The organism is Myxacorys chilensis, assembly GCF_059505265.1.
In genome coordinates, this window is sequence record NZ_JCACKG010000026.1 from 1 (window position 1) to 26,158 (window position 26,158).

The window sequence follows — 26,158 nt, forward strand, 5'->3', positions numbered from 1 at the left end:
GTAGATACGCTTAAATCTTTTGTGCTTCTGTCCGAACTAAAGGGGTCACTTCAGGTGGACACCTTGGCTTGTTTAAATTGATAGGTGTAGCGACGGCGTTCAGCCCGTCTAAGTTCATCACTTTATCCTGGTCGGACTAAAGCAGCACGGTTTCCCGTCGGCTATATTGATTCGCTTTTGCGTAATCTCCTAACGAGCAGCAAACCGATTTCAGGCTACCCAGGATATGTTCTTCGAGTTGGTCGTCACCCATCTGTCGAGCAAGAGTGAGCCGTTGCTCATAACACTCAATCGCTTCAGCCGACCGCCCCGATGCGTCGTAAAAAACACAGAGACTGGCGAGCGCTTGTTCTTGCGATCGCGCGTCATTCAGTTCCTTAGCTAGGGTCAAGCGCTGCTGATTGTACGCAATCGCTTGGTCATGATCACCTAACATGTAGCACGCATTAATCAAATTCCGCAGCACTTGTGCTTCAAGGCGCTGATCGCACAGGGTTTGAGCCAAGGCAAGTCGGTGTTGATAATATGCTATCGCTAAACTGTAATCGCCCTGGGCATAAAAGGCATTGCCTAAGTTCTTCAGAATTTGTCCTTGAGCTTTGACATCGTTTAGTTGTTGCGCGATCGCGAGGGCAGCTTGTTCACACCCGATCGCGCAGTCTGGTTTATTAGCTGCCTTGTAGGCTAAACCCAAATTGTTAAAAGCCGCCATTTCCCCCGCTCGATCCTGGAGGTGCTGAGCCAACTCAAGACTCTGCTCCTGATATTCAATCGCTTTTGCGGAATCTTTGAGATGACGGTAGGCATTGCCCAGTGTCCCCAATGTGCTCACGCGGTGGGCGTAACTTTTAAGCCGCTCTGACGCTGCTAGGCTGTGTTGGGAGTAGTCAATTGCCTTACTGTAGTCACCCAAGCTGTAGCAAGCAAAGCCCAGATAACTGAGCGTCGTTTCGGCTCCTGCTTGATCTTCTAGTTCCCAGTAGAATAACTGCGCTCTTTGCAGGGTTTGCACAGCTATTTGAAATTGTCCCTGCTGGTAGTAGTCGATGCCTTGGTTTAAAAACTGCTCTGCCTCAGCTCTGCGGTCGTCATCCGCTGCGATAGAGCTAGGCAGATCGGGGACAACGGGCGAATTAAGAGTATCTCGTTCCTCAGGTGGAATGTTACTCCCTACTTTATAGTCATCCTGGTAGTTACTCATCTCTAAACACCTACTCTCCTTCTATGTCCTGAGCAGTTCTAGAACATGACATCCAGAGTTTAACCTCTTTCTAAAGAGGGGTGTTCAGTAGAATTTCAGGTTTTATTGAGTGATCTTTCAGAATGTTGGGCTAAGTTGCGTGGGAAGCGTTAGTTAGACAACCTCTTTCCAGTTTTACAATTAGCCCTAACCATCCACCCCCATTCCCTATTTTCTTTGTTGCGCCAACCAATCCAACATCAATCGATTGACAACATCGGGACGTTCATCGTGAGGACAATGCCCTGTGTCAGGAATGGCAACAAATTTAACATTATGCGATGTCGTTAGCGACTGATAGACCGCAGCGCCAGCGATCGGCGTCCACGGATCAGCCTCTCCCCAAAGCACCAAAAGCGGCTTCTCAATTCGCGGGAGTAGCTCGGTAGGTCGTGGACCCGCAGGAGCCGTCAAAATAGCGGCAAAAACCTGCTGAGCACCCGGATCGCAGGAAGGGGTGTACAGCAACTCAACAAGTTCATCTGTAATGGCATCTGGATCGCGATAGACCTGCTTAAGGCTGCTGCGAATTCTTGCTTTTTGCCGAACCCGATTGAATAGCCAAGGACCGAATTGTTTAGAATTCACCGCTTTCGCAAACGTCTCCATCACTAACCGGAGCGGCAGACTTAGCTCTTCGGGGCGGTGATTAAGTCCTCCAGCCGGGTTCAGCAGAATACCCCCAGCAGCGATTTCTGGATGCTCTGCTAGAACCATCAAACAGAGCAAGCCTCCGATCGAATTTCCCGCAAAATAGGCGGGCTGCCCAATCTGAGCGCTCCAAAAATCTTTGATTAGCTCAACCCAGAGTTCGACCGTGTACGCGATCGCAGGTTTTGCTGACCCACCAAATCCCAATAAATCTAGAGCAAAGACCTGATATCCTGCTTCTGCTAGAACCGGAATATTTTTGCGCCAGTGCCCAATCGACGCCCCAAATCCATGAATGAGCACTAGGGGACGCCCACTTCCTTGCACGGTGTATTGGATTTGATGACCGTTCCACTCCCAGATCATCTTCTCAAGAGTAAGCGGAGTTGGAGAGGTTAGCTGCTGTTCAGTCGTCACAGTTTTGTATGAAGTTTTCTAAAGATATCTTCATTATATATCTCTCCATCGGCAGCCGATTCACCGCGAATGTCGTAAATGAGCGGATTAGATTCTGTTGAAATTTAATTCTTAAAGCATTGCTGGATGCCTCTGTTATGTCTGCTGCCCAATCTGCTGCCACTGCGTAAGCTCTATTGTCAGCATCGTCAGCATAGAAAACGCCTGTGAAGAGATCGGCTCTGCTCCACAGGCGTCATAATTCTGCTTCAGGCTTTCGGTTTAGTGGTGGTGGTGTCCACCATGACCATGATCGTGATCATGACTGTGACCATGAGCGTGATAATCGTGAGTATGAACCGCCAGTGCAGGATTCACCGCGATCGCTTGTTCAGATAACAGAGCTTCGATCTGAGGATGTGCCCAGTCTGCGGTCATTTGCAGAAATTCTGAATTGTCATTGACACACGGCATTTGAATGTACGTGACGTCAGGATGCTTGCGGCGTAGTCCGTGAATAATGTGATCTACATCCAGCAGCGTTTCGTGATTTTCGGTCGCAAAGCCAATCGGCATAAAGATTAGTGCTTTTGCGCCCACCGCGATCAGATTCTTAGCGGCAAGGTCAGCATTTGGCTGAGTCCATTCAATCAAGGGCGTTTGGTGATTGAGCCAGCCCACGGAGATCAGTGGATAGCGGTAGATTAAGCGATCGCGCACCTGATCGTAGAGCGCCTGACTTTCTGTAATGCCCGATGTGAATCCTTTTGCCTTGTGCGGGCAACCATGATTCATCAAAATAATGCCAATTTCTGACGGCAGAAACGCTTGCGCTAATTTCTCTTGAATCTGGTCTTCTACAAGCTTCGCCATCAAATCAAGATACTCAGGCTTATCAAAAAACGATGGAATATAGCGCGTTCCCTTCAGCCAGTGTTCTTCTCCATCGTCGGCTAACTCGGCTAGGGCTTTGTTCACTTGCTCGACTGCAATTCCGCTCGTAAAGATCGAATCAACGACTAGCAACGGATAAATGAGCAGTTTGTCAAACCCTTGCTCTTTAATTTCAGCAAGCACTTGGTTAGGCAAGAACGGCTTACAGAAGTTAAAGGCTTTAAAGACTTGGATGCGATCGCCCCACGTTTCTTGTAATGCCGCTTCAACGCCTGCTCGCTGCTGCTCAAAAATAGCATTGTGCGGTGAGATAAAGTGATCGTGCTGATGGCTCCATTCATGCAGATCGAACATCGCCAAAAGCTTAGCCAAAGGAGGATAAATCCAGGTCGGAACTGGGGCAAACTTGGCAGTTAATAAGTTAAGGGCTTGCTCGTTGTAATTGGCAAAGTCCTCGTAACTTTCGACTTCACCATAGCCCATGAGCAGAACAGCAACTCGCTCTGTTCCTGCTGATGCTGTATCCGATTGATGCAGTTTTTCTGGCGTTGCAACCACGTCGCGTTCCTCGTTTTCTTATAGCTAATGGAACTCCGCAGAACCTTTTGTGTAGTTCTAAACGTTATCCGTTTACTACGCTAACATCCCCTACCAGGGGATGGGATAGGGAGAAAATCTTTTGTTATTAAAATACACCTGGAGAAAGAGGGGATAGAGTTAGGATCGGTATTAACGATGAAAATAGTAATCTGTCCAGGAATGCACTCGTCAGAATTAACAGAGAAGTTTGTCGCGAGTTTGGACAGACCTGAAGAGGAGTTTCTGATTTTTCCAAGCGATCGCAGTCCTGTCTATTCTCCAAAGCACGTTCTAGAGTTCCTCCAATCCCGCACTCCGCGCTCTACACCTCTAATCTTCATTGGATTTAGCGCTGGAGTTGTGGGCGCGATCGCAGCCGCTCATCAGTGGCATACCCAGGGCGGGATCATTCGCTCCCTGATCGCAATTGATGGGTGGAGCGTTCCTCTGTTTGGTAACTTTCCGATCCATCGTCTTAGCCACGATTACTTTACGCACTGGAGTTCTGCGCTACTGGGCAGCGGCACAGATAGCTTCTACGCCGATCCTCCTGTGGAGCATCTCGATCTGTGGCAATCGCCTCAAACTGTCACAGGACACAGGGTATCTTCCAGCAAATATCCTGCACGCCTCACCGCCACCACCTTCCTGACGACTCTGCTCGATAACTACAGTCGCGACCTTTAGCCTCTGCCAAATTTACAACCTGTGATTTGGTTAGCATTCTATGACGCGATCGCATCTGCGTTGTATGGCTCTATCTTCAACCCTTTCCGCGATTTTGCTGACGGCTAAGCCCACATTTTTGGGGTTTCTCTGTACCTTATCCCTCGACAGGAATCGTAATCAGCACTACACTAAAACCTTATCTACTGCATCATTAGATACAGAAAATTAGATACAGAAATCTTCCATCTTCAATAGCTTTGGTGAGGTCCTCCCAGTGCAGTTGCAGCAACGATCGGCGGTTCAACGGGTAACGGGTGCTTTCGCATTAATGGATAGTTTGCGGCGGCATGGCGTCAAACATATTTTTGGGTATCCTGGCGGTGCAATTCTGCCAATTTATGACGAGGTATATCGCTCAGAAGTGGCTGGGTTTGTGAAGCATATTCTCGTGCGGCACGAACAAGGCGCGGCTCATGCGGCAGACGGCTATGCACGGGCAACGGGAGAAGTAGGCGTTTGCTTTGCCACATCAGGGCCGGGCGCAACGAATCTTGTGACCGGGATCGCAACGGCTCACATGGATTCCATTCCAATGGTGATTGTGACCGGACAAGTGCCACTCAAGGCGATCGGCAGTGATGCGTTTCAAGAAACCGACATTTACGGGATCACACTGCCGATTGTGAAGCATTCCTATGTGGTGCGCGATGGCCGAGATATGGCGCGAATCGTTGCAGAGGCCTTTTACATTGCGAAGACGGGCAGACCGGGGCCTGTGCTGATTGACATCCCTAAAGATGTCGGAATAGAAGAGTTTGACTACGTTCCAGTCGAGCCGGGATCAGTCCGTTTGCCTGGCTATCGTCCGACGGTGAAAGGCAATCCGCGTCAAATTGGGCAAGCGCTGAAGCTGATCCGACAGTCAGAACGTCCGTTGCTCTACGTTGGTGGCGGCGCGATCGCCGCAGGGGCACATGCTGAAGTCAAAGAATTAGCCGAACGCTTCCAGCTTCCGGTGACGACAACGCTGATGGGGATCGGCGCGTTTGATGAGCATCACCCGCTCGCTGTGGGTATGTTGGGAATGCACGGAACGGCTTATGCTAACTTTGCCGTAACCGAGTGCGATTTGTTGATCGCGGTGGGGGCACGATTTGATGATCGCGTGACAGGTAAACTGTCCGAGTTTGCCTCGCGTGCGAAAGTGATCCACATCGACATTGATCCCGCCGAAGTTGCAAAGGTGCGGACACCTGATGTGCCGATCGTTGGTGATGTTCGCCAAGTCCTAACCGATCTGTTAGAGCGCAGCAAAGATGAAGGCGACCCAACCAATCCAGATCTGACAAAAGCTTGGTTAGCGCGAGTCGATTCTTGGCGCACCGACTACCCGCTAGAAGCGCCTCAATATCCGGGAGTGTTGTCTCCTCAAGAAGTGATTGCCGAAGTGGGGCGGCAAGCTCCGAATGCTTACTACACAACGGATGTCGGTCAACATCAGATGTGGGCAGCCCAGTTTTTGAAAAATGGCCCGCGTCGCTGGATCTCCAGTGCAGGACTCGGCACAATGGGCTTCGGTCTTCCGGCAGCGATGGGCGCGAAGGTTGCTGTTCCCGATGAGGAAGTAATTTGTATTAGCGGTGACTCCAGCTTCCAGATGAACTTGCAAGAATTAGGAACGCTGGCGCAACATGGCATTCATGTGAAGACCATGATTATCAACAATGGATGGCAAGGCATGGTGCGCCAATGGCAAGAAGCGTTTTACGACGAGCGCTATTCCTCGTCTAACATGCAGGTCGGCGTGCCCGATTTTGTGAAGTTGGCCGATGCTTATGGCGTCAAGGGCATGATTGTTGAGTCGCGGGACGAACTGAGCAGCGCGATCGCAGAAATGCTGGCTCACGAAGGAGCCGTGTTGATGGATGTTCGAGTCAAAAAAGATGAGAATTGCTATCCTATGGTTCCGACGGGAGCAAGTAATGCTCAGATGATCGGGTTGCCTGTGCGCCCAAAACTCGACCAGGTGGCAGAGCTTGTGTATTGCAGCCATTGCGGAGCGAAGAATGTTTCGACTCACAAGTTCTGTCCTGACTGCGGCACGAAAGCCTAATTGAATGTTGACTGTTGGGCCTGGTGCAGTGATTGTTGCACCAGGCTTCTTGCTAAGTGTTCTTTATCTGCTGCTGTACAGCTTTAAACCTGGGCGGCTGGTTGAGGATAATATTACGCTTTGTAGCCGTAGCGCTTCTAGATCAAGCTCATGTTCTAGTCAATGCGGCACTTCGTCATGAATCACTCCTTAGTTCCACAACTTAACAACGATTTTGCGTTTAGCGGCGACGGCTTCTCGTTGCAGAATCTTGAGTACTGCCAGTTGCTCATAGTTTCCAGTATCCATTGCTAGGCAAACATCACAAAATTGACGAATGCTCTCCTCATACTCCGTTCGCAGCCATTGCATCATTGAAGATTCGGGTGCAACCAAGCGTGTACTGGTTCTGAGCAAGGCTCGCGAAGGCAGAGTGCATGATAAACGGTTTCATGATGAAGAAGCTATTGCCGAAAGTGACCAGACGAAATTCCAATCGAGGTGGACTTAGGCCAACCGTTTTATAACTCCACAACAATAACAGATTCGCATAAGAGGGAAAATTAGTCTAAATTGCGCCCGGTCAATTCTACGAAGATGTCTTCTAGATTGGATGGACGCGTCATCATTCCCGTTTTATCAAGTTGCTCATTTAGATACATATTTGCATCATCGACTGTAGGAAAAAATTTGTAGTCCCAACGATCTCCACTCTGTTTCATAACTAGCCCTTCACCGTGTTTCTGACGCAGATCTTGTAGCGTTCCTAATTCAATTAATTTTCCGTTATCTAGAATGCCGATGCGATCGCATAAATATTCCACTTCATCCATATAATGCGTCGTTAGCAACATCGTCATACCTTGCTTGTTGAGATCTCGAATGATTTCCCATAGACGGCGACGAGTTTGGGGATCAAGCCCTACCGTTGGTTCATCTAGAAACAAAATTTCAGGCTGGTGTAATAAGGCTCTAGCAATTTGCAATCGCCGCTTCATGCCGCCCGATAGTGTTTTTGCGATCGCATCTCGTCGATCGATCAACTCCATATAGTCCAGCCAGCGATTAATATCATGTTGTCGTTGCGCTTTGGGAATGTGATGCAGTCGCCCGTGGTATTCCATGTTTTCCCAAACAGTCAGATCGCTATCAATGCTGACTGCTTGCAGCACTACTCCGATCCGTTGTTTGACCTGCGATCGCTGACGCATCACATCAAAGCCTGCTACCTGAATCAAACCATCCGATGGTTTCGTCAACGTCGTCAGCATCCGAATTGTGGTTGATTTGCCTGCTCCGTTTGGCCCTAACAGTCCAAACATTTCTCCCGCTCGAATCTCAAACGAGAGACCATTGACCACGGGGACTGTACCATAAACCTTGTGAACATTCTGAAGCGAAACCGCGACTGTCATTGACTCTATAACCGAAATGTATCCCCTGTTAACAGTATCGCAGTCTCGCCTTAAATCTCTACGTCTCAGGAGGGCAATCGGGGCTGATGCCATGCGATCGCAGCCATTCTGCTACCCCTTGATCTCATACACCTACTGATTTGGAGATTTATTGATTTAGAGATTTGCGATCGCGACCGGATTGATCTCCTCCGCAGTCTGATAGCCGAAGACCCGTGAGTAAAAATAGAATTCGCCGTCTAGCGCGCGTTTAATATTTTCAGCTTTACGAAATCCGTGTTGCTCTCCTTCAAACAGAACATAGGCAACGGGTAATCCTTTATCTCTTAGCGCGTTTACCATCATTTCGGCTTGGTTGGGCGGCACGATTTTATCTTCGTCTCCTTGAAAGAAAATCACCGGACACGATAAGCGATCGACCGCACTGATCGGCGATCGCTGATCATACAACTCCTTCTCGTCTGGATAGACTCCAATTAATCCATCTAGATAGCGCGACTCAAACTTGTGCGTGTCTTCTGCCAACGCTTTGAGATCGCTGACGCCGTAGTGACTTGCACCCGCTTTGAACGTATCTCGAAACGTCAAGGCACACAGCGTTGTGTATCCGCCCGCACTGCCGCCCGTAATCACTAAGCGATCGCCATCCACCTTCCCCTGCTCCGCAAGATATTTGGCTCCATTTGCGCAGTCATCCACATCCACAATGCCCCATTGCCGCTTCAGGCGTTCCCGATACGCGCGTCCATATCCCGTGCTGCCGCCATAATTCACATCCAGAAAGGCAAAGCCGCGACTCGTCCAATACTGAATGCTGAGACTTAACGACGCCGATGTTGCTGCCGTCGGCCCACCGTGACTTTTAACCAGCATGGGAGGGCGTTCACCCTCTGGCGCAGTGTAGTCCTGATTCTTGGGAGCGTAATACAGGGCGTGAGCAGTCAAGCCATTCTCAGTCGGAAACTCGATTGCTTCGGGAACAGAGAGATACCCTGAATCAATTTTTAATTCGCTAGCCCGACGCAACACCTCGCATTGCCCAGTTGATAAATTGAGTCGAACGATCGCGCTTGGCTCAGTGGGTGAACCTCCAACAAAAACCGCATGTTCTGCGTTGACGTGCAACCCGGCAATGCTGGTATAAGGCGTTGAAAGATCGCTTAGCTCAAGACGGTTGAGATCAAGACTTGCTAATTGGCTCATGCCGTTTTGAGTGTAGGTGCAAATTAAACGGTCGCGATTCGCAAACCCATACGTTGACATGCCAAACACCCACAATGGCAGCCCAAATTCGGCCTCTTTTGGACACAGCGCTTCGATTTCTCCATCCGTCGGATTCCAACGGTAGAGGTTCCACCAATTTGTGCGATCGCTGACAAAATATAACCTGCCATCGGGCGACCATTGGGGCTGAAAAATTGACTCGTGATCCCCCGCAATCTTTTGCATCTCGGTAATGGAGCCATCCGCTTGCACCTGACCAACCCACAGTTTCGTTTCATCCCAGGGCATATGCGGATGATTCCAACTAATCCACGCCAGCATAGAGCCATCAGGACTAAGACGCGGGAAAGCGTAAAAATCGCTGCCGGAAATGAGAACGTTTTGATCCCGTCCATCCAACGGAACGCTGACGATAGTATTGATTGCTTCTCGATCTGCAACGGTATGATCTTCTCTAACACAAATTAGTTGTTCTCGGAATGCATCAACTATTACGTCCGCATATCGGAACGCCTGTTCAGGTGTTATTGGAAGAGGCGCTTCTGCGGTGAGCGCATTGTTCAACTCTAAAGGAATCGCCTGACGATAAAGCCGTTGATCAGAAAAATTAGAAAAATAAATCACGCGATCAACAACACCAAAAGCACCGCCGCCGTATTCATGAACACGAGTTCGAGCATTAAACGGTGCGGGTGTCATGTCAGTTATTTCACCATCTGGCGTTCTCCGAACAATGACATTGCGTCCGCCTTCTGTAGGACGTGATTCACCCCAATAGATATCCTGACCATCTAGCTGAATTTGTCCTAGCCCAATAGAACCTGCAACAATCAGATCGGATGTGATCGGCGACTTCCAAGCGCCGTAGGGAGCAACCTGTGAACTAGTCATATGCATTCTCCAGATAAAATATTAAAGGTAGAAAATAGGGGCAGAAGCCAACGACAAATCCCACCTTTGGAAGATCTGAGATCCTAAATTTCCGAGAGGTATTGCCGCCCAAAATCGCATCCTACCTTGAAAAATCGTGTTACAGTTAGGGGTACAGGGATGAAGATCGGTTTACACGTTTGTTTTTCTGAAAACTCTCACGTTTAGTTCCATCTAGGCTGACAGGTTGGTTTTTCTTAAGGCAGGCTTTTTCCAAGATCTCCCATCTCTACACTTTCTGCTTCTGGAGATTCATTTCAATGTCGATTTACGTAGGTAATCTCTCCTATGAGGTTACGCAAGATGATTTGACCGCTATTTTCGCAGAATATGGTTCGGTCAAGCGAGTTCAGCTTCCGATGGATCGTGAGACCGGTCGGGTGCGTGGTTTTGGGTTCGTGGAGATGTCATCCGATGACGAAGAAACAGCCGCGATTGAAGCCCTAGATGGTGCAGAATGGATGGGTCGCGATATGCGAGTCAACAAAGCGAAGCCCCGTGAAGATAATCGTGGCGGCGGCGGTGGAAACCGTGGTGGCGGCGGTGGTCGCAACGGATACTCTTCTCGCTACTAAGAAATTCTGATGAAACTTAAAGTTGTCCTACTTGGGTATGTGCTACCTGAAGTAGGGCAGCTTTTTTAGTTTGTATTATTTAATTTATTTGTACTATTTAATTGACGGCATGAGAGCGCGGATTGAAGACAACATTTTGTTTTTACACCATGAAGATGTGCCGCCTTACAAAAAGGGGGGATCGGTGGTGCGAAATAGCTATTTTTGGGCGTTAAAAGCGATCGCTGGACGAGCGAGCCGGGGGCGCGATTGGGAATACGAACCCGAAGTTTGGTTTGCCCTAAAGCGCATGTTGCTCTCGTTTATGGAGTCAGGCTATCTAGGATTGTCGGAGACGCAGTTAGAATTTTCGCCCGATGCAGAAGAAATTCCAGACGTGTTGCGATCGGTCTCGACTTGGCTATAGCTAACCTGGCAAATAGCTCTAGTTTCTCCGGAATCGAACGATCCATACAATAGGTATCGAAGCTGATCAATGGGGTTACAACAGCGTCAAATCAGGAATCTGATACGCCGTTTTTCGGGTTTAACGTTGGTGTCGTTGAGTCGGAATTTTAATCGTGAATTGAGTTCCCTCTGCGGTAGAAATACAGCTTAAGTTGCCACCGTGTTTTTCAACAATGACTTGATAGCTAATTGATAGTCCTAACCCTGTTCCTTTGCCGACTGGTTTTGTTGTGAAAAAGGGTTCAAATAGACGTTTATGCACGCCAGCGGGCATCCCAAGACCGTTATCCGCAATGCAAATTTGAATCCAATCCTGAGATAAATGTGTTGTGGAAATCTTAATCTTGGGATCGCGATTTAGCTTGCCATTGTCTACTGCTTCTTCTAATGCATCGATCGCGTTAACTAAGATATTCATAAATACCTGATTGAGTTGTCCCGCTAAGCATTCTATAAGCGGTAGATCATCATATTGTTTGACAATTTGAATTTCTGAACGTTCAGCCGTTTCCTTCAGACGGTTTTGCAGAATCATCAGCGTACTATCAATTCCTTCATGGAGATTGACCGCTTTGACGTCGGCCTCATCCATGCGCGAAAAATTGCGTAATGCCCGCACAATGTTTTGAATTCGCTGAGCACCTACCCGCATCGACGCTAATACCTTAGGCAAATCTTCCAGAATGAACTCTAGATCGATCAGCTCAAGTTCTGCTTTCAGTTCTCCGGTTGGCGAGGGCAACTGGCGTTGGTAAAGCTCTAGCAGTCTGAGCAGATCTTGGGTGTACTCATTGGCATGAGCCACGTTGCCGTAAATAAAATTGACTGGATTGTTGATTTCGTGAGCGACTCCAGCAACCAGTTGACCCAAGCTCGACATCTTTTCTGTTTGAACCAGTTGGGTTTGAGTTTGCTGGAGGTCTTCAAGCGCGATCGCAAGTTTCTGCGCTTGAAGCCGTTGTTGAGCTTCAGACCATTGCAGCGCCGCTTCGGTCTGTTTGCGTTTGATGCCTAGCGCCAGTTCGTTCGCTACAAATGTCAACGCATCTACCATTGAATCAGTCAGACGTTGGCGCGTGAAAATGGCGGCGACACCCAGCACTTCACCATCGATCATCAGCGGAAAGCCTGAAAATGTAGTGAGCCGCGCTTGATGAACCCAAGGTTGATCCTTAAACCACAGACTGCTTGAAACGGCATTTGTGAAATACGGTTGGCAGTCTTGGGCAATCAATCCAATGATCGACATTCCAACTGGAATGCGAGATTGGCTCAGATCACAGCTTGTCAGGTCGCCTGCGATCGACTGTGCCTGCAATTCTAGAACTTGTTTTGGTAACGCTAGTGTCCAAATTTGGACAACGGAGGCGTCGAGGTAACGAGTCATTTCATCTGCACAGTGTTGCAGCATGTTGACCAAATTTGTACTGTGCGTCAGGCAAGAATCAATGCCTGCTCGAAAAGAGACTAGCTGGAGCTGTTCTTTGAGTGATTCTTCCGCATGCTTGCGCTCGGTGATGTCTTCGTAAGTGCCTAAGATGCCAATTACGCCTCCTGTTCTATCTCGCAGCGGAACTTTGCTCGTATCTGCCCATGTTTCTCGATCTGCCTGCTGAGTTTCGATACTGTGTAATTCGGGCATGCCCGATTTCATAATTCGGCGATCGCGCTCTTGAAACCCGTCGGCTTCGTGCTTCTTCCAAGGCAGATCGTAATCTGTTTTCCCGACAATCTCGGCGGGCGATCGCAGACCTGCTACTTTTGCAAAGCTTTGATTGCAGCCTAAGTAGACCGATTTGCGGTCTTTCCAGAAGACAAACTGAGGCAAGCAGTCGATTACTTGTTGGAGGATTTCTTGGGACTGACGTTTTGCTTCTTCGGCCAGTTTGCGATCGCTAATATTACTCTGGATCGCCATGTACTGATAGGGAATGCCCTGAGCGTTTAAGAACGGCACGATCGTCGTGTCTACCCAATAGAACGTTCTATCTTTGGCGCGGTTTTGGATTTCTCCCGTCCAAACTTTTCCTCCAGAAATCGTTGTCCACATGTCTTGAAAGAAGGCTTGCGGATGATAACCAGCGTTAAGAATGCGATGGGTTTTTCCGATTAGTTCTTCTCTAGGGTATTTAGAGATTTCGCAAAGCCGATCGTTAATCGAAAGAATTACGCCTTTACGATCAGTAACGGCAATAATAGTAGATTGATCTAAGGCGAATTTAAGATCGGCAAGCTCTTTTTCAATAAGCTGATGTTCGTGTTCGATAGGAGCGCTTTTTAACAGGAATTGATGGGTGTGTGTGGAGACGGTTTGTTTGGGTAAAGCAGTCTCCTCTCGCTTGAGAATTAATCCTCCGACTCTGCCTGCTGAATCATGCCAAGGCGAAATTTCAGACTTAATCCAAACCTTACTGCCGTCTCGCCGCTGCACCTCGTTTTCCATAAACGCTGAAGTCGAGGTGTTTAGGCAGCGCTGGTGAGTCTCTCTCCAAGGATGGGGAGTGTCGGGAAAAATATCGTAATGCGATCGCTCGATTATGGTTTGATCACCCAGTTCATAGGTATCGCGCCAGCGCTGGCTAACCACTAAATAGCGCATGTCTCGATCGACCATTGCGATCGCGCAAGGCATTTGCTGAATCAGCAATCGAAGTAGCTCATTGCTTTTAGCATCAGAGTTAACAGGAAGATTGTGTAGCATTAAACTCGCCTATATCCAAGGGAAATTTCACCAGCAGATATAGAATTCCCGATAAACTTAACAATCTCCCTCTAAACTATCTATCGAGAGGATGAAATATCTTGCCCTCAGTGGGTCAACAAACGTTCTACTCTCCCTTCTCGATCTATTTCGTCTCCATCCAGTTCTTGCCAGCATTTACTTCTACTAAGAGCGGCACACTCAGCTTAACGGCAGCTTCCATTGTGGTTTTGATTTGCGATCGCAGATCCTCTAGCATATCGGGTCTGACTTCAAACACTAATTCATCATGGACTTGCAGTAATAACCGAGCGGGATAACCTTTGAGAAGTTGGTGCAACTGCACCATTGCAATTTTGATAATATCGGCGCTTGATCCTTGGATCGGAGCATTCGCAGCCGCACGGAGCAGTCCAGCATCAAACTGATCGCGCAATTTCAGTTTGTCAAGCTGAATGTCATCAGGATTCGTTCCTCGCATTCTTCGGAGAGATTCGGTGGCGAAGTTAAAGTATCGACGGCGACCTTTAATCGTCTCGACATAGCCGTTGGCGATCGCTTCTCGCTGCATTTGCTGCAAGTAATCAAACACGCGAGAGTAGCGATCGTTAAACCGTTCGATAAACAGTTTGGCATCGCTCGGTCTAACGCCCGATTCCCGCGCAAATCGTTGCGCTCCCATGCCGTAAATCACCCCGAAATTGATGATTTTTGCCAGCCGTCGTTCTTCCGAAGAAATGTCTTCTTTTTCGAGCAAGAGCTTTGCCGTTAAGGTGTGAATGTCCTCGTTTTTCTGATAGGTTTCGAGCAGAATCGGTTCTTGACTGAGGTGAGCCAGAATTCGCAGTTCGATTTGCGAGTAATCTGCCGCAATCATGCACCAGCCTTCTTCAGGAATAAAGGCTTTGCGGATTTGCCGACTAAACGCCGTTCGGATGGGAATGTTTTGCAGATTGGGATCAGAGGAGGATAAGCGACCCGTCGAAGTAATCGCTTGGTTAAAGTCGGTGTGAACGCGACCCGTTTTTGGATGCACCAGCTTTGGCAAGGCGTCTACATAGGTCGATTTCAGCTTGGACATCGTGCGGTATTCCACGATCGCATCCACCACCGGATGGTCGCCTTGCAGCTTTTCTAAAACTGCCGCATCGGTGGAATAGCCTGTTTTGGTCTTACGAGATTTCTTCCGATCGAGTCCTAACTTTTCGAAGAAGAGCTCGCTCAATTGCTTAGGAGAACCAAGGCTAAATTTTCCGCCTGCAAATTCGTAGGCGCGTTGCTCGATCGCGTCTAGATCTTTCTCCAGTGACTTCGAGAACTCTTGCAAATAGTCTTGATCGATTCGCACTCCAGTTGCTTCGACTTCTGCTAACACAGGTTCGAGCGGCAGTTCCACCTCCAGCAATAGATCATGCAGTTGTGGCGTTGGCTCAAGATCTGTCCGCAGCTTTGGTACTAAGTTGTAGGTCGTGTAGGCATCGATGCCGCAATAATCTGCCACTTTGGAAATGGCGATATCTGCGATCGTTTTTCCTTTAGGAACTAGATCGGTATACTCCAGGGCTCGAATGCCAAGATAGCGATAGCCAAGGTCGCTCAGCTTGTGGCTGCCTTCGGGATTGAGGACATAGCTTGCTAACATCGTGTCAAACACGACGCCTGCTAGATCGATGCCTTGAAAGCGCAACACCAACCGATCAAACTTGGCGTTCTGCAAGGCTTTAGGATACGTCGCACTTTCGAGAATTGGTTTTAAGGCATCTAGCGCTGTTGCTTTATCTAAGTTCTTGCCGTCCATGTGCTTGAGTGGAATGTAAGCAACCGCATCCATTTCAGACCCCCAGCAACAGCCAATTCCAACGAGGTCTGCATCGATTGGATTAAGCGCATCGGTTTCGGTATCCCACGCGACTGGAGTTTCAGCGTTGGTGTGAGCCTTTAAAAGCGTGACCAGTTCACTCAGCTTTTCGGGTGTATCAATGATTCGAGGCGCGATCGCAACGGGAGTAAATTGCTCTGCGTTCTCAGTATCTTCTGCACTAAAGAACCAAAGATCGTCGCTTTCATACTGGATAATCGGTGGTGTTCCAGTTTCTGATGCGGCTTGCGTTACACCTTCTGTTTCAGAAAGTTCGGTATCAAGTTCACCACTAAGTTGTCGTTTCCACTTCTGAACTTTGTTCAAAAACGATTTGAATTCCAATCGTTCGATCAAAGGCATGACGATCGCTTCATCGAATCCCTGAAGTTTACACGCTTCAAGATTCACGTCCATCGGCACGTCTAAATGAATTTGCGCCATCCATTGTGAATGTCGTGCATCGTCCTGTCCGGTTTCTAGTTTCTTCTTGACTGCGCCTTTGATCTCGTCAAGGTGTTGATACACATTTTCTAGCGATCCATACGTCGTTAAGAGTTGAACCGCCGTTTTCTCGCCAATTCCTTTTACACCGGGAATATTATCAGACGCATCGCCGCACAGCGCTTTGAAATCGACAATCTGAGACGGCAATACTCCCAGTTTTGCTTTGATCTCTTCAACACCAAACTCCTTGGGTGGTGGCGCTCCTCTACCATAGGTGGTACTCATGTAGAGGATTTTCACCTTCTCGTCTGGGTCAACCAACTGGAAGAGGTCGCGATCGCCGCTTAAAATCTTGACGTTAAATCCGGCCTTGCTGGCCTGTCGCGCCAGCGTCCCAATCACATCATCTGCCTCGTATCCTGGCGATATCACAATCGGCAGGTTCATCGCCTTGAGCAATTCCTGAAGATTGTCTAGGTCGGGCATGAAATCTTCAGGCGTCTCAGGGCGACCCGCTTTGTAAGTCTCATCGGCGTCGTGGCGAAAGGTCGAACCGCCGAGATCAAACGCGATCGCAAGATAATCGGGTTTCTCTGCCTCGACCGTTTCCAGCAGGGCTTTCAGAAAACCATAAGAAACGCTCGTCGGGATGCCGTTTGAAGTGCGTAAGCCACCGTCACGCCCTTTAGCAAACGCAAAGTAAGCACGAAACGCCAAAGAGTGACCATCGACAAGAACGAGTTTGTGAGACTTAGAAGATGTTGCGCTCAAAATAGACCGGATCGAAGGGGACAGACTTCTATTTTAGCGAGGGATAGGTGGTGTACAGTGACTTTTTATTGGGGCTTTTTCCAGCTCTTGGTGAAGTTGGCAATTCAGGTAAGCTGAAATCCAGAATTTACGTTAGGCAAATTTGAGATCGCACCCGTTTTCACCAAAAGTTGGAAAGAGCCTCAGTAATCCGTCGCTTACAAAAACCTAAAAATGCGACCAAGACTTGAAAATTATAACAATGTCCCGCGTGGCGTCATCTTAATCTCTAAGGCATTTCTGTGGATTGGTAGTATCACTTTAGGTGTTTCGATTCTTATTCTATTGCTAGGTTTCGTATTCTTGCTCGATCTAGAGGAAGTGAATAGTATAGAGCGTCCTGGATTGTTGTGGATACTGTCTCTTATGCTTGGTGTCCCAGGAATCTTGCTAGGTCTAATGAGCACTATTTCCAGTTTTGGACTTAGAAAGATGCAGAAATGGGGCTTATGGTGTAGCTATCTGACTATGATGATGTGGGTATTACTCTATACTGTGTTTCCAGGGATTAAACTTTCCATCACCACACCGTTTGGCTTGCTCATTAATCTCATCTCTTTGACAATACTATTTGTCGAGATTTATCTAACGCGAACCTATTATCGATATTTCACCCAACGATAATTTCTACGATCGTGCCAATTTGCGTACCTCACATAACTCATCCACTTTGCCTACTGAGAGGGTTCGTAGCCGAGATAGACGCGATCGCTGATTTATCAACGTAGATGCTGAGCTTCGCTTTGCTAATTCTACAAATGGTGAATAAGCATTGTGATGAGAAGTGTTGCTTTGAAACTGACCGTTAGATAGTTGTTTGGCACTCCATCAAGCCGCTAAAAGTAAAGAGTTGCTATGAAATGTTAGGAGTTGAACCGTGAGTACACAGCAGGAGCAGCCAGATGATATTGTCATCATTCCTTTAGAGGACGATCAGCAAGATGCAAAAGTGCTTCGGGTAGATGGCAATCGTCCGATTGATAAGAGCGATATTGAGGTAGAGTATGTTTTGCCGATTGATGGCAAGCGTCCGGTCGTTGCTGATAAGATTGAGGTGCGCGACACGCTTGAAGTGGATGGTAGTCGTCCGATTACAGCCAATACGTTAGAGTATAACAAAACGCTGGGAATTGATGGCAATCGCCCCATTGATCCTAGCAATTTGGATATAAAAGAAGTTGTCCACGAAGATGGTAGTCGCCCGATCGCAGCGGATAAAGTTCAAGCTCGCAAAACGCTCCCTGTGGATGGCGATCGCCCGATCGGTTCAGATAATCCGGCGGAAAAAATGGACATGCTTCGAGACTTCATTGACTAGGCTGAATTGACCAGGCTGACATCAATTCCTACCCATTGGCTTTTTAGAGCAATCATCTTAGGAGTGCTCTGATTTAGGCATATCCTAAGTGACGGTTGATCGCGTTTGCTCTTAGTGGGGTTAAGCGATTCCTTCGGAGTTCCGCTAGGGCGCTAATCGCACAATGGGTCGGAAATGAGTCAGATACTACTTGCTAATAATCTGAACGAGCCTTTTCGGACTGCTCTTTATCCGACTTTCGGAACTTTTGCGAATACGATCGCTCTTGCGGGTTCCGCCTGCCATCTCATACTCGCGGCTATCGTTGCCGTATTTTGCACAAACGCCATTCAGCAACTGATCGAGCAAGTCGCCCATGCGTCTCTCCATTGCGTCGATTTCTAGCTTTGCGGTATCGATCTTGGCAAGGGCGGTATTGTAGTCATTTAATTTGATTTGCAATTGCTCGATCTGTTCCTCTAAAACATCAACATTGCGATCGCTGCCGAAGTCCATTAAGGGGTCGATGGATTTGAGCTTCAAGATCCGGAGTTGACCTTTGTCGAGAATGCGAGAGGTGCGTTGTGCGCGTGACATAGTGGGATGCTCCCGTTGTAGTAGTGTCTAGCGTTAGTTTGGCTTGTGCAATGCAGAAGGTGGATGAGTGAATCGCGCAAAAACGTGTGTTTCTTTCGAGAAGATTTGCAGTCGCGCTTCCTAGTTTTCCGCAGCGCTTGAGTGTGAGCTAGTAGGTTCACTGAAAAAGTAACGACGTTCGTGACGAATGAGACGACATTCGTCACGAATGGAACGACATTCGCGACGAACGTTGCGGGATTCACGAAGAATGTCATCCCATTCGTGATGAACGAGACGACGTTCGCAACGAACGAGACGACATTCGTGACGAACGGGACGACATTCATGGCGATGTAGAGGATGAGAGTGTGAGCTATGGATATTTTGACGGGGAGTATAATCCTTCGGAGCGTGGCAAAGCCAATCGCAGTCGGTTTATATAATTGAGAAGCATTCTGTAGCCCAATATCTTATGAACCCAGCAGTTTCCTTCCAAACCGTGATCGAATTCGTTGAGGCCCTCTCAGAAGATGAACAGGATGAATTGTTCGATCTCATTCAGAAGCGGCGAGTGATGAAACGTCGGCAGGAAATTGCTCAAAACGCAGAAAAGACAATGGAAGCCGTGAGAAATGGAACAGCGAAACGAGGGACTGCCAACGAAGTCATGGCAGACATCTTTGGGGATGAAGAATGAGAACGCTAATCTTTGACGAGAGTTTTCGTCGCGCCCTTAGAAAACGAGGGAAGAAGCGACCAGAACTTCGAGTCAAAGTCACTAAAGTCCTTTCCTTGCTAGAAGTCGATCCATTCAACCCATCTCTTAAGACCCACAAACTTCAAGGTGAATTAGAAGGGCTGTGGTCTTGCTCGGTTGAGTACGATTGCCGGATTATCTTTCGATTTGAGGCATTGGAAGAGGAGGAGGAAGACGCAATTGTATTAATCGATATTGGCAACCACGACGAAGTGTATTAGCGATACCAAATTCTGTAATCTTTCAGGAACTGGCATATCGAAATGGAAGAATTAAGTTACAACAAAACTGTAATTGTCTACCTGTAGCTTATGGATGCTTTCACTGGGGCTGCGATCGCGAAACTGGCTTTTGATGAGTTTGTCAAATCTGGAGCGGGAGAAATTGCAAAGAAAGCGGTAGGAGGGGCGCTCGAACAATTGCGATCAACAATTAAAGCGCGGTTTAAGGGTAAGAATCAGAAGGCGGAAGCAGCGATCGCTAAAGTTGAACAGGAGGGATCACCCGAAGCGCTGAATAAACTGTCTGTGTATTTAGACGATGAGATGGATGATGCCTCTTTCGCGCAGACGTTGCAGCAGCTTGCAGAGCAGATTACGAATATCCAAAATACTTCGGAGCGACAATATAACAACTACGGACGCGATCAAATTACGATTGAGAACATCACAGGCAATCCTAGAATTGGCGGATCATAGATGTCGCGACGATACGAAAACGAAGGACGCGATCAAATCCCAATCGAGACCGTTCACGGAAATGTGTATGTCGGAGAAACTCGATCGCGGCAACGCCCTGGTCGAGAATTGACATGGCTGAAGGAGATTCAGAAAGAAGTCGAAAAACAATTAACGGACTCCCTACATAATCGTGTTTTGATTAATCTTGGCAAACAGCCGCAACTAGGACAGGTGCGTCGGCTTTGGGATGTTCGGATCAAAAGCGGTCAGAAACCGATCGAAGCGATTTCACCAGACACTGAAATTTTGGAAGTGTTTGAGCGATCGGACATTGCAGGCAAACTCTTGATTCTGGGAAAACCGGGTGCGGGCAAAACCACAACCTTGCTGGAACTCGCTAGAGATTTGATCAAAAAGGCACAGGAGGATGTGATCGCGCCGATGCCCGTGTTGCTCAATTTGTCGTCTTGGAATGATTCGTGTCAAAGCCTTGAAGACTGGATAATTAAAAAGATGGCGACAGGTAACAGTTCTGCAAAAGCAGGTTCCGCCTTAAGCAAGCGGTGGCTAGAGGCTCAGAAGCTACTGCCGATGCTCGATGGACTCGACGAAGTCAGACCCGATCTTCAGCCTGCGTGTATAAGTGCCATTAATCAGTTTCTCAACAGTGAGTGCCGTCCTGCTTCGATCATTGTGTGCAGTCGCCGAGAAGAATATGAAGCGCATTCCGAAAAGCTTCAATTAAACGGAGCTATTCATTTACAAGAACTAACCAACGCTCAGATTGAAGCATATCTCGTGCAGGTGAATCGCGCTGCACTCTGGCAAGTTCTCAACACAGATTCGGAGTTACTAGAACTCGTGCGTCAACCGTTGTTACTAGATGTTACCTTGACTGTTTATAGTGGAGAACTCGCAGAACGCTGGAAATCCCTACAGTCTACTCAGGAACGGCTTGAGTTTTTGTTAGATGCCTATATTGAGCAAATGCTACACCAGCCCCCTACCATTCAAGTGTATGATGCCAAAAAAGAACCAACTGTAAAGCAAACTCGTCAATGGTTAGTGAGGTTAGCAAAACAGTTACAAAGTGAGTCAGAAACTGAGTTTTTGATTGAGAAGATGCAGCCGTCTTGGCTAACTAATGTTCATCAGAAATGGATTTACAAGCTGCTCGTTGGGCTGCTTGTCATAACACCGCTTGGTCTAATTGTAGTGACACTTAAACTAAAATTCGGGCTAATTATTGGAGTAGCTGCTGTACTTATATACTCACTGGCTACTGAATTAAATTATATCTACCCCGTTGAAAAAATCAGAATTTCACAGGGGCAGAGAATTGAAAAAGCAATGCACCAATTGGAGGAAGCAATACGAATATCTGAGAGAATGAAAGATGAATTTAAAAATATAGAAGAACTTAAAGGGTTAGAAATTGAAGGATTAAAACAGCAAATTCAAGAGTTGGACTATGAAAATGAAGAGATGAGACAGGAACTTGAAACTTTTAGATTTCAATCTATCGTAACAGTCACTGTAGTAATCATAGCTGGAATGATAAGTGCTCTGATTGCTGGATTGACTAATGGACTGAATAGTGGACTATATATCACCTTTATTATCTTCCTAATCATCGGGCTTGGTACTGTACTAGAGCCTGTCTCAAAAACCGAAATTGAAACTCGCCTTTATCCCAATCAAGGCATTTTTACCTCTTTCAGTAATACGCTCATTTTGCTTAGCATCTCTCTGCTTGTCTCTATTCTTGCTTATATCGCACTATTTCTGCTGCTCAACCACACTTTGACTAAAGAAGAAATTCAATCATTCATTTCCCTACTGTTCTTCTTTTTAGCTTTGGCTAGTTTTACTATGGGCGGTGGATTAGCTAGCGTTCAACATTTCTCACTTCGTCTCGTCCTCTTTCTCAGCCGCGCCATTCCTTGGAACTATGCCCGCTTCCTCAACTACTCCACAGAGCGCATGTTCCTCCAACGCATCGGTGGTCGCTACCGCTTCATCCACAAACTCTTACAAGACCACTTTGCAGGAATGAAGGATGAGGGATGAGGGATGAAAAGTAGTTCAATACTAGACAAGGTAGGTTGGGTGCGGAGATAAGGCTAAAACTAAGGTAAAGAAAGCGTCTAGGTTGAACTATTACTATGCAAGTAAAAGACCTAACAACTGAAGAACTCAAAGCATTAATTCGAGAAACTGTACTGGAGGCAATCGAAGCATTTCTCGACGATCCTAACGAAGGCAAAGAAATGCGACCCGAAGTTAAACAACAACTGCTTGAATCTCGTAAGCGCAGAGCAAACGGTGAGCGGGGAATCCCTGCTGAAGAAGTCGCAAAGCGGTTTGGGCTGACTTGGTAATGAGTTACACGGTTGAATTTGAACCTGAAGCAATCAATGATCTCACTGATCTCGGTGAGACAATCCGAGAACGCATCCTCACCAAGATCAATTGGCTCTCTGGTAATTCTGACCAGATTAAACCATAGGCTTTAACAGGCGACTTGTCAGACTTCTTTAAGCTGAGAGTTGGCGACTATCGAGTTTTGTATGATTTCAGTCGCACAGAGAAGCTGATCACGATTATTCGAGTCAGGCATCGAAAAGAAGTCTATCTGTAACCTCCTTCCCAATACCTGCCCTTACTACGCCACCGTTTAGCGCTAATCGCTCGTCCAAGTCATTAACGATCCTTTTCTAATCTTCATCCATCTCATCGGCTCTCAAATCTCCAGGCTCATTCAGCATCTCTGGAGTCACCGCCGGATTCTCAACAATCTCCCTTGGATTACCTTCATAACCGCCGCTCTAGACTAAATCCATCGGATCAACGGTGTCTTGTTCAGGCTTAGCGGGTTTAGCGTTCGGCTTCTTGTCTTCGGGAAGACGATCAGTAGGCTCAGGCATAACAGTTCCTCGATAGCTCACCTGATTACGGTAGAAGAGCGATCGCAGAAAGACGCCTCTCCAAAGACGGAAGGACACCCTAAACCACGTCAGGCTACTGCCCCAACATCGACGGCTCTAACCAGGCAGGCACATAATGACTTGACTTGCGGAGTTCTTGATCCAACGGTTTGTAGTGGGCATCTTTCTCCTGCACCAGCGCCCAAAAGTTTGCAGAATGATTGAGATGAATGGTGTGACAGAGTTCGTGAACAAACACATATCGCACCAACGGAGGAGTTAGAAAAAGAAGTTTGTAATTCAGGCTAATGTTCCGGTTTTGAGAGCAGCTTGCCCACAGCGTTTTTTGTCCCCGAATTGCCGCTTTATGAAACGGCAGAGCCAACTCCTCGCTCACCGACCAGAGCCACGGCACAAGCCGCTGATAGGCTTTGTGCATCAACCACTGCTGCAACAGAGACTTACAGGCTTCCTCATTTTGCGTGTTGCCCCGAAGAATGAGCTTCGTTTTGTCTTTCTCGGTCAGCGTTAGACGAGTCGTTGCTGTTGCACAGTACTCAACCAGCCAAAGCTGATCGATCGCCCGCAGGTTCAGTTGGGTCGGCAACCCATGAGAATGCTCTAGCGCTAATTGTTGTCGCTGTTCTTCGAGCCGCTCAATGGCGCGCTCGATCCAATTTTGCTTGTTGTGCAGAATTTCTGGAATCCGACTGCGATCGAAGCCTTGGGGAACGATCACTTCTAGTCCACCTTGGACGGACATCTTAAGACTCACGTGTTTCGCTTTAGAACTTTCGCGAACACGATACTGTGGAAATTCCACAAGCTGACTTTTAATCAGTTTTGACTCAACCATTTGAGGTGTAAGTTGGGCAATGCCTAATCAGTAGTCTATCGTACTGAATCCATTCTGGGAATTAAGATCCGCCAGACGGCGGTAATTCTGCTTGCTGACCGCGCAAATTACTCACACTAGATCTATCTTAATCTCGTTGATCTCTTTAGAGTTTTTCTAGCTGTTGGCGCAGATGGCTGCTGAGCCAGTCAATGCTAGTCACGACGAGCAGCAGCAACAGCATCATGGTTGTCGCTTTGGCATACTCAAACCCGCGAATATAGTTGACTAATTCAAAGCCGATCCCTCCCGCGCCGACGACGCCCAAAACCGAGGCAGAGCGGATGTTGTACTCAAACATATAGAGCGTGTATCCCAGTCCGAGCGGCAGCACTTGCGGCAAGATGCCATACTGAGCAACTTGGCTCCACGACGCACCACTGACTTGCAGCGCTTTGATCGATTCTGCATCAACCGCTTCGATCGCTTCTTGATAAAATTTTGCCAGGTAGCCAATCGTATAGATCGACAGCGCTAATGTTCCGGCAGGCGCTCCTAAACCAGTCGCCGACACAAAGAAGAGTCCCAAGACGACTGAGGGAACGGTACGCACGCCATTTTGTAGTAAGACTGCACTCCAGCGCAGCCAATGAGGAGTGAGATTTTGAGCCGACAAAACCGCGATCGGGACGGACAGAACTGCGCCGATCGTCGTTCCCCAAAGCGACATTTGCACCGTTTCAATCAACGCTCGAATTGCAATATCGATGACGCTAAGATCGGGCGGAAACAAGCGAGAAATAAAGTCGATCATAAACGGAACGCTTTTTTGCAGCAGCGTTCCATTGATTTTTAACCCTTGCAGTGCCCATCCGTATACCAGAATCAGTGCTGCAAGGATTAAAAATAGCTTGCTTTTAGCCACAATCCGACGAAGCTTTACCCAAACGTCTTTCATATCTCAACCTGGTCAGCAGTTCTAAAGTGGGTCGTCAAGTTGTGACAGTCGCCGTCATAGATAATTCGTCCTGCTGAAAAAATCAAAGCACGTTGGGCATACGTTTGAGCGATCGCGAGGTCGTGCAAGACACTGATGACGGTCATGCCCTGATCGTGCAATTGTGCCAGCAATTCCATGACGTGTCGCGTCGCGAGTACGTCGAGCCCGGCAGTCGGTTCATCTAGCAAAAGAATAGAAGGAGACTGCATCAGCAGACGAGCGATCGCGACTCGTTGCCGTTGTCCGCCGCTCAATCGACGCGTAATTTGATGAGTAGAATCGTGCAGTCCAAACTGGTGCAGGAGTTGAGACGCATGGGCGCGATCGCGCTGATCAAACCCAAATAGAGTCTGCCAAGCCGATCGTTGCCCTAAGCGCCCACACAGCACATTGTCGAGCGCGGTCAGTTGGGGCACAAGTCCGCCCCCCTGAAATAACATGCCAATCTCACGTCGAATTTGAGGAATCGTTGCCGCTTGAATCGGGGTGTTGTGTACACGAGCAACTCCCGACTGAATCGGCACTAGACCCAAGAGCGATCGCAACCAAGTTGATTTGCCTGCGCCATTTAAGCCCAAAACCGCGACGAATTCGCCGGGTTGAATCGTGCAAGTGACACCTTGCAAAGCAGAGCGGCGTAAGGACGGTAAGTAAGCCGTTTGTAGATCAACGCACGCGATCGCAGGATGTACTGAAGTGGCGTGAGACTGTTGAGACTGTGAATGCATGATTGACCGACTTCAGAAGTGGACTGCCCTCAACCCTCTCCCACGGGAGAGGGAGCTAGAGTCCCCTAGCCCCTTTTCTTTGTAGCAAAAGGGAGCCAAGCTCTTGTTGCCTCTCCTGCGGGCTACCGTATACACACACGTCGTTTATCGCTCCGTTTGGGTCGGCTTCAGCCCCCTAAATCCCCCATGCTGGGGGACTTTGAATGGAAACGCTTGGTTCGAAGTCCCCCACTTTTGGCGGATTTAGGGGGCGAGGCTCTCGGCGATGACGAACCGAGAGACGTGTGTGTTCACGGTAGCTCCTGCGGGAGAGGGCTAGGGTGAGGGCGGTTCGGATGCTAGATCGACGTTGCTAGATTAGTTGCCAGATTAACAGTCTAAGAGGACGTTTGAAAAGCTTTGGGAAGGTGAATTATGCTGCCAAACG

25 protein-coding genes are annotated in these 26,158 nt (G+C 48.0%); 12 read left to right on the plus strand and 13 right to left on the minus strand.

The window, feature by feature from the left end; genetic code table 11:
* Positions 1-136: 136 nt before the first annotated feature.
* The 3 genes from AC5JLB_RS01410 to AC5JLB_RS01420 form a co-directional block, all read right to left on the minus strand.
* Positions 137-1,201, minus strand: a complete 1,065-nt coding sequence (locus AC5JLB_RS01410; protein WP_495872071.1) for a tetratricopeptide repeat protein — start codon at positions 1,199-1,201, stop codon at positions 137-139.
* 207 nt (positions 1,202-1,408) lie between these two features.
* Positions 1,409-2,308, minus strand: coding sequence for an alpha/beta fold hydrolase (locus tag AC5JLB_RS01415; RefSeq protein ID WP_495872072.1), 900 nt, complete (start codon positions 2,306-2,308; stop codon positions 1,409-1,411).
* 261 nt (positions 2,309-2,569) lie between these two features.
* Complete coding sequence (locus AC5JLB_RS01420; protein ID WP_495872073.1) at positions 2,570-3,739, minus strand: ferrochelatase; 1,170 nt, start codon at positions 3,737-3,739, stop codon at positions 2,570-2,572.
* 177 nt (positions 3,740-3,916) lie between these two features.
* Here AC5JLB_RS01420 and AC5JLB_RS01425 point away from each other — a divergent pair, with 177 nt between their 5' ends.
* Both AC5JLB_RS01425 and ilvB read left to right on the plus strand, forming a co-directional pair.
* Positions 3,917-4,447 (plus strand): hypothetical protein, encoded by a 531-nt coding sequence (locus tag AC5JLB_RS01425; protein WP_495872074.1) that lies wholly within the window; start codon positions 3,917-3,919, stop codon positions 4,445-4,447.
* Positions 4,448-4,703: 256 nt separating this feature from the next.
* The gene (gene ilvB, locus AC5JLB_RS01430; protein WP_495872075.1) at positions 4,704-6,542 is read left to right on the plus strand and encodes a biosynthetic-type acetolactate synthase large subunit; all 1,839 of its coding nucleotides are present in this window, start codon (positions 4,704-4,706) and stop codon (positions 6,540-6,542) included.
* 189 nt (positions 6,543-6,731) lie between these two features.
* On the opposite strand, the gene AC5JLB_RS01435 is transcribed toward ilvB, so the two are convergent.
* The 3 genes from AC5JLB_RS01435 to AC5JLB_RS01445 all read right to left on the minus strand — a co-directional run bounded on the left by AC5JLB_RS01435 (position 6,732) and on the right by AC5JLB_RS01445 (position 10,051).
* The gene (locus tag AC5JLB_RS01435) at positions 6,732-6,896 is read right to left on the minus strand and encodes a hypothetical protein (RefSeq protein ID WP_495872076.1); all 165 of its coding nucleotides are present in this window, start codon (positions 6,894-6,896) and stop codon (positions 6,732-6,734) included.
* A gap of 188 nt (positions 6,897-7,084) precedes the next feature.
* Positions 7,085-7,936 carry an ABC transporter ATP-binding protein gene (locus tag AC5JLB_RS01440; RefSeq protein ID WP_495872077.1) on the minus strand — a complete coding sequence of 284 codons (852 nt, stop codon included), beginning with the start codon at positions 7,934-7,936 and terminating at the stop codon, positions 7,085-7,087.
* A gap of 156 nt (positions 7,937-8,092) precedes the next feature.
* Positions 8,093-10,051: a S9 family peptidase gene (locus AC5JLB_RS01445; protein ID WP_495872078.1), complete on the minus strand. Its 1,959-nt coding sequence runs from the start codon at positions 10,049-10,051 to the stop codon at positions 8,093-8,095.
* Between the two features lie 299 nt (positions 10,052-10,350).
* Between AC5JLB_RS01445 and rbp the strand changes: the two genes are divergently transcribed.
* A complete protein-coding gene (rbp, locus tag AC5JLB_RS01450) occupies positions 10,351-10,665 on the plus strand; it encodes an RNA-binding regulator (RefSeq protein ID WP_495872079.1) in 315 nt (104 codons plus the stop codon).
* 70 nt (positions 10,666-10,735) lie between these two features.
* Positions 10,736-11,071, plus strand: coding sequence for a hypothetical protein (locus tag AC5JLB_RS01455; protein ID WP_495872080.1), 336 nt, complete (start codon positions 10,736-10,738; stop codon positions 11,069-11,071).
* A 120-nt stretch (positions 11,072-11,191) separates the two neighbouring features.
* Here the strand turns inward: AC5JLB_RS01455 and AC5JLB_RS01460 are convergent, their stop codons facing one another.
* Positions 11,192-13,813, minus strand: coding sequence for a PAS domain-containing protein (locus tag AC5JLB_RS01460; protein ID WP_495872081.1), 2,622 nt, complete (start codon positions 13,811-13,813; stop codon positions 11,192-11,194).
* A gap of 145 nt (positions 13,814-13,958) precedes the next feature.
* On the minus strand, positions 13,959-16,889 hold the full coding sequence (polA, locus tag AC5JLB_RS01465; RefSeq protein ID WP_495872082.1) for a DNA polymerase I: 2,931 nt from the start codon (positions 16,887-16,889) through the stop codon (positions 13,959-13,961).
* A 916-nt stretch (positions 16,890-17,805) separates the two neighbouring features.
* Between polA and AC5JLB_RS01470 the strand changes: the two genes are divergently transcribed.
* Entirely contained in the window at positions 17,806-18,246 is a 441-nt protein-coding gene (locus AC5JLB_RS01470; protein ID WP_495872083.1) for a hypothetical protein, read from the plus strand.
* A gap of 186 nt (positions 18,247-18,432) precedes the next feature.
* Here AC5JLB_RS01470 and AC5JLB_RS01475 read toward each other — a convergent pair whose 3' ends face one another.
* A complete protein-coding gene (locus tag AC5JLB_RS01475) occupies positions 18,433-18,822 on the minus strand; it encodes a hypothetical protein (protein ID WP_495872084.1) in 390 nt (129 codons plus the stop codon).
* Positions 18,823-19,276: 454 nt separating this feature from the next.
* On the opposite strand from AC5JLB_RS01475, the gene AC5JLB_RS01480 reads away from it, so the two are divergent.
* The 7 genes from AC5JLB_RS01480 (at position 19,277) to AC5JLB_RS01510 (ending at position 22,882) form a co-directional block, all read left to right on the plus strand.
* Positions 19,277-19,501, plus strand: coding sequence for a hypothetical protein (locus AC5JLB_RS01480; protein WP_495872085.1), 225 nt, complete (start codon positions 19,277-19,279; stop codon positions 19,499-19,501).
* Positions 19,498-19,782 (plus strand): type II toxin-antitoxin system RelE/ParE family toxin, encoded by a 285-nt coding sequence (locus tag AC5JLB_RS01485; RefSeq protein ID WP_495872086.1) that lies wholly within the window; start codon positions 19,498-19,500, stop codon positions 19,780-19,782. Before AC5JLB_RS01480 ends, AC5JLB_RS01485 begins: the two co-directional genes overlap by 4 nt.
* Positions 19,783-19,872: 90 nt before the next feature.
* On the plus strand, positions 19,873-20,259 hold the full coding sequence (locus tag AC5JLB_RS01490) for a hypothetical protein (RefSeq protein ID WP_495872087.1): 387 nt from the start codon (positions 19,873-19,875) through the stop codon (positions 20,257-20,259).
* Positions 20,260-22,311, plus strand: a complete 2,052-nt coding sequence (locus tag AC5JLB_RS01495) for an NACHT domain-containing protein (RefSeq protein ID WP_495872088.1) — start codon at positions 20,260-20,262, stop codon at positions 22,309-22,311.
* Positions 22,312-22,406: 95 nt separating this feature from the next.
* Positions 22,407-22,622 (plus strand): hypothetical protein, encoded by a 216-nt coding sequence (locus AC5JLB_RS01500; RefSeq protein ID WP_495872089.1) that lies wholly within the window; start codon positions 22,407-22,409, stop codon positions 22,620-22,622.
* A complete protein-coding gene (locus AC5JLB_RS01505) occupies positions 22,622-22,750 on the plus strand; it encodes a type II toxin-antitoxin system RelE family toxin (protein ID WP_495872090.1) in 129 nt (42 codons plus the stop codon). Before AC5JLB_RS01500 ends, AC5JLB_RS01505 begins: the two co-directional genes overlap by 1 nt.
* Before the next feature lie 15 nt (positions 22,751-22,765).
* Positions 22,766-22,882 carry a type II toxin-antitoxin system RelE family toxin gene (locus tag AC5JLB_RS01510; protein WP_495872091.1) on the plus strand — a complete coding sequence of 39 codons (117 nt, stop codon included), beginning with the start codon at positions 22,766-22,768 and terminating at the stop codon, positions 22,880-22,882.
* Positions 22,883-23,069: 187 nt separating this feature from the next.
* Here AC5JLB_RS01510 and AC5JLB_RS01515 read toward each other — a convergent pair whose 3' ends face one another.
* From AC5JLB_RS01515 to AC5JLB_RS01530, 4 genes are all read right to left on the minus strand, one after another.
* Positions 23,070-23,246: a hypothetical protein gene (locus tag AC5JLB_RS01515; protein WP_495872092.1), complete on the minus strand. Its 177-nt coding sequence runs from the start codon at positions 23,244-23,246 to the stop codon at positions 23,070-23,072.
* A 16-nt stretch (positions 23,247-23,262) separates the two neighbouring features.
* On the minus strand, positions 23,263-24,024 hold the full coding sequence (locus AC5JLB_RS01520) for a M48 family metallopeptidase (protein WP_495872093.1): 762 nt from the start codon (positions 24,022-24,024) through the stop codon (positions 23,263-23,265).
* A gap of 145 nt (positions 24,025-24,169) precedes the next feature.
* Entirely contained in the window at positions 24,170-24,961 is a 792-nt protein-coding gene (gene phnE / locus AC5JLB_RS01525) for a phosphonate ABC transporter, permease protein PhnE (protein ID WP_495872094.1), read from the minus strand.
* Positions 24,958-25,731, minus strand: a complete 774-nt coding sequence (locus tag AC5JLB_RS01530) for a phosphonate ABC transporter ATP-binding protein (protein ID WP_495872095.1) — start codon at positions 25,729-25,731, stop codon at positions 24,958-24,960. Before AC5JLB_RS01530 ends, phnE begins: the two co-directional genes overlap by 4 nt.
* Positions 25,732-26,158: the final 427 nt, after the last annotated feature.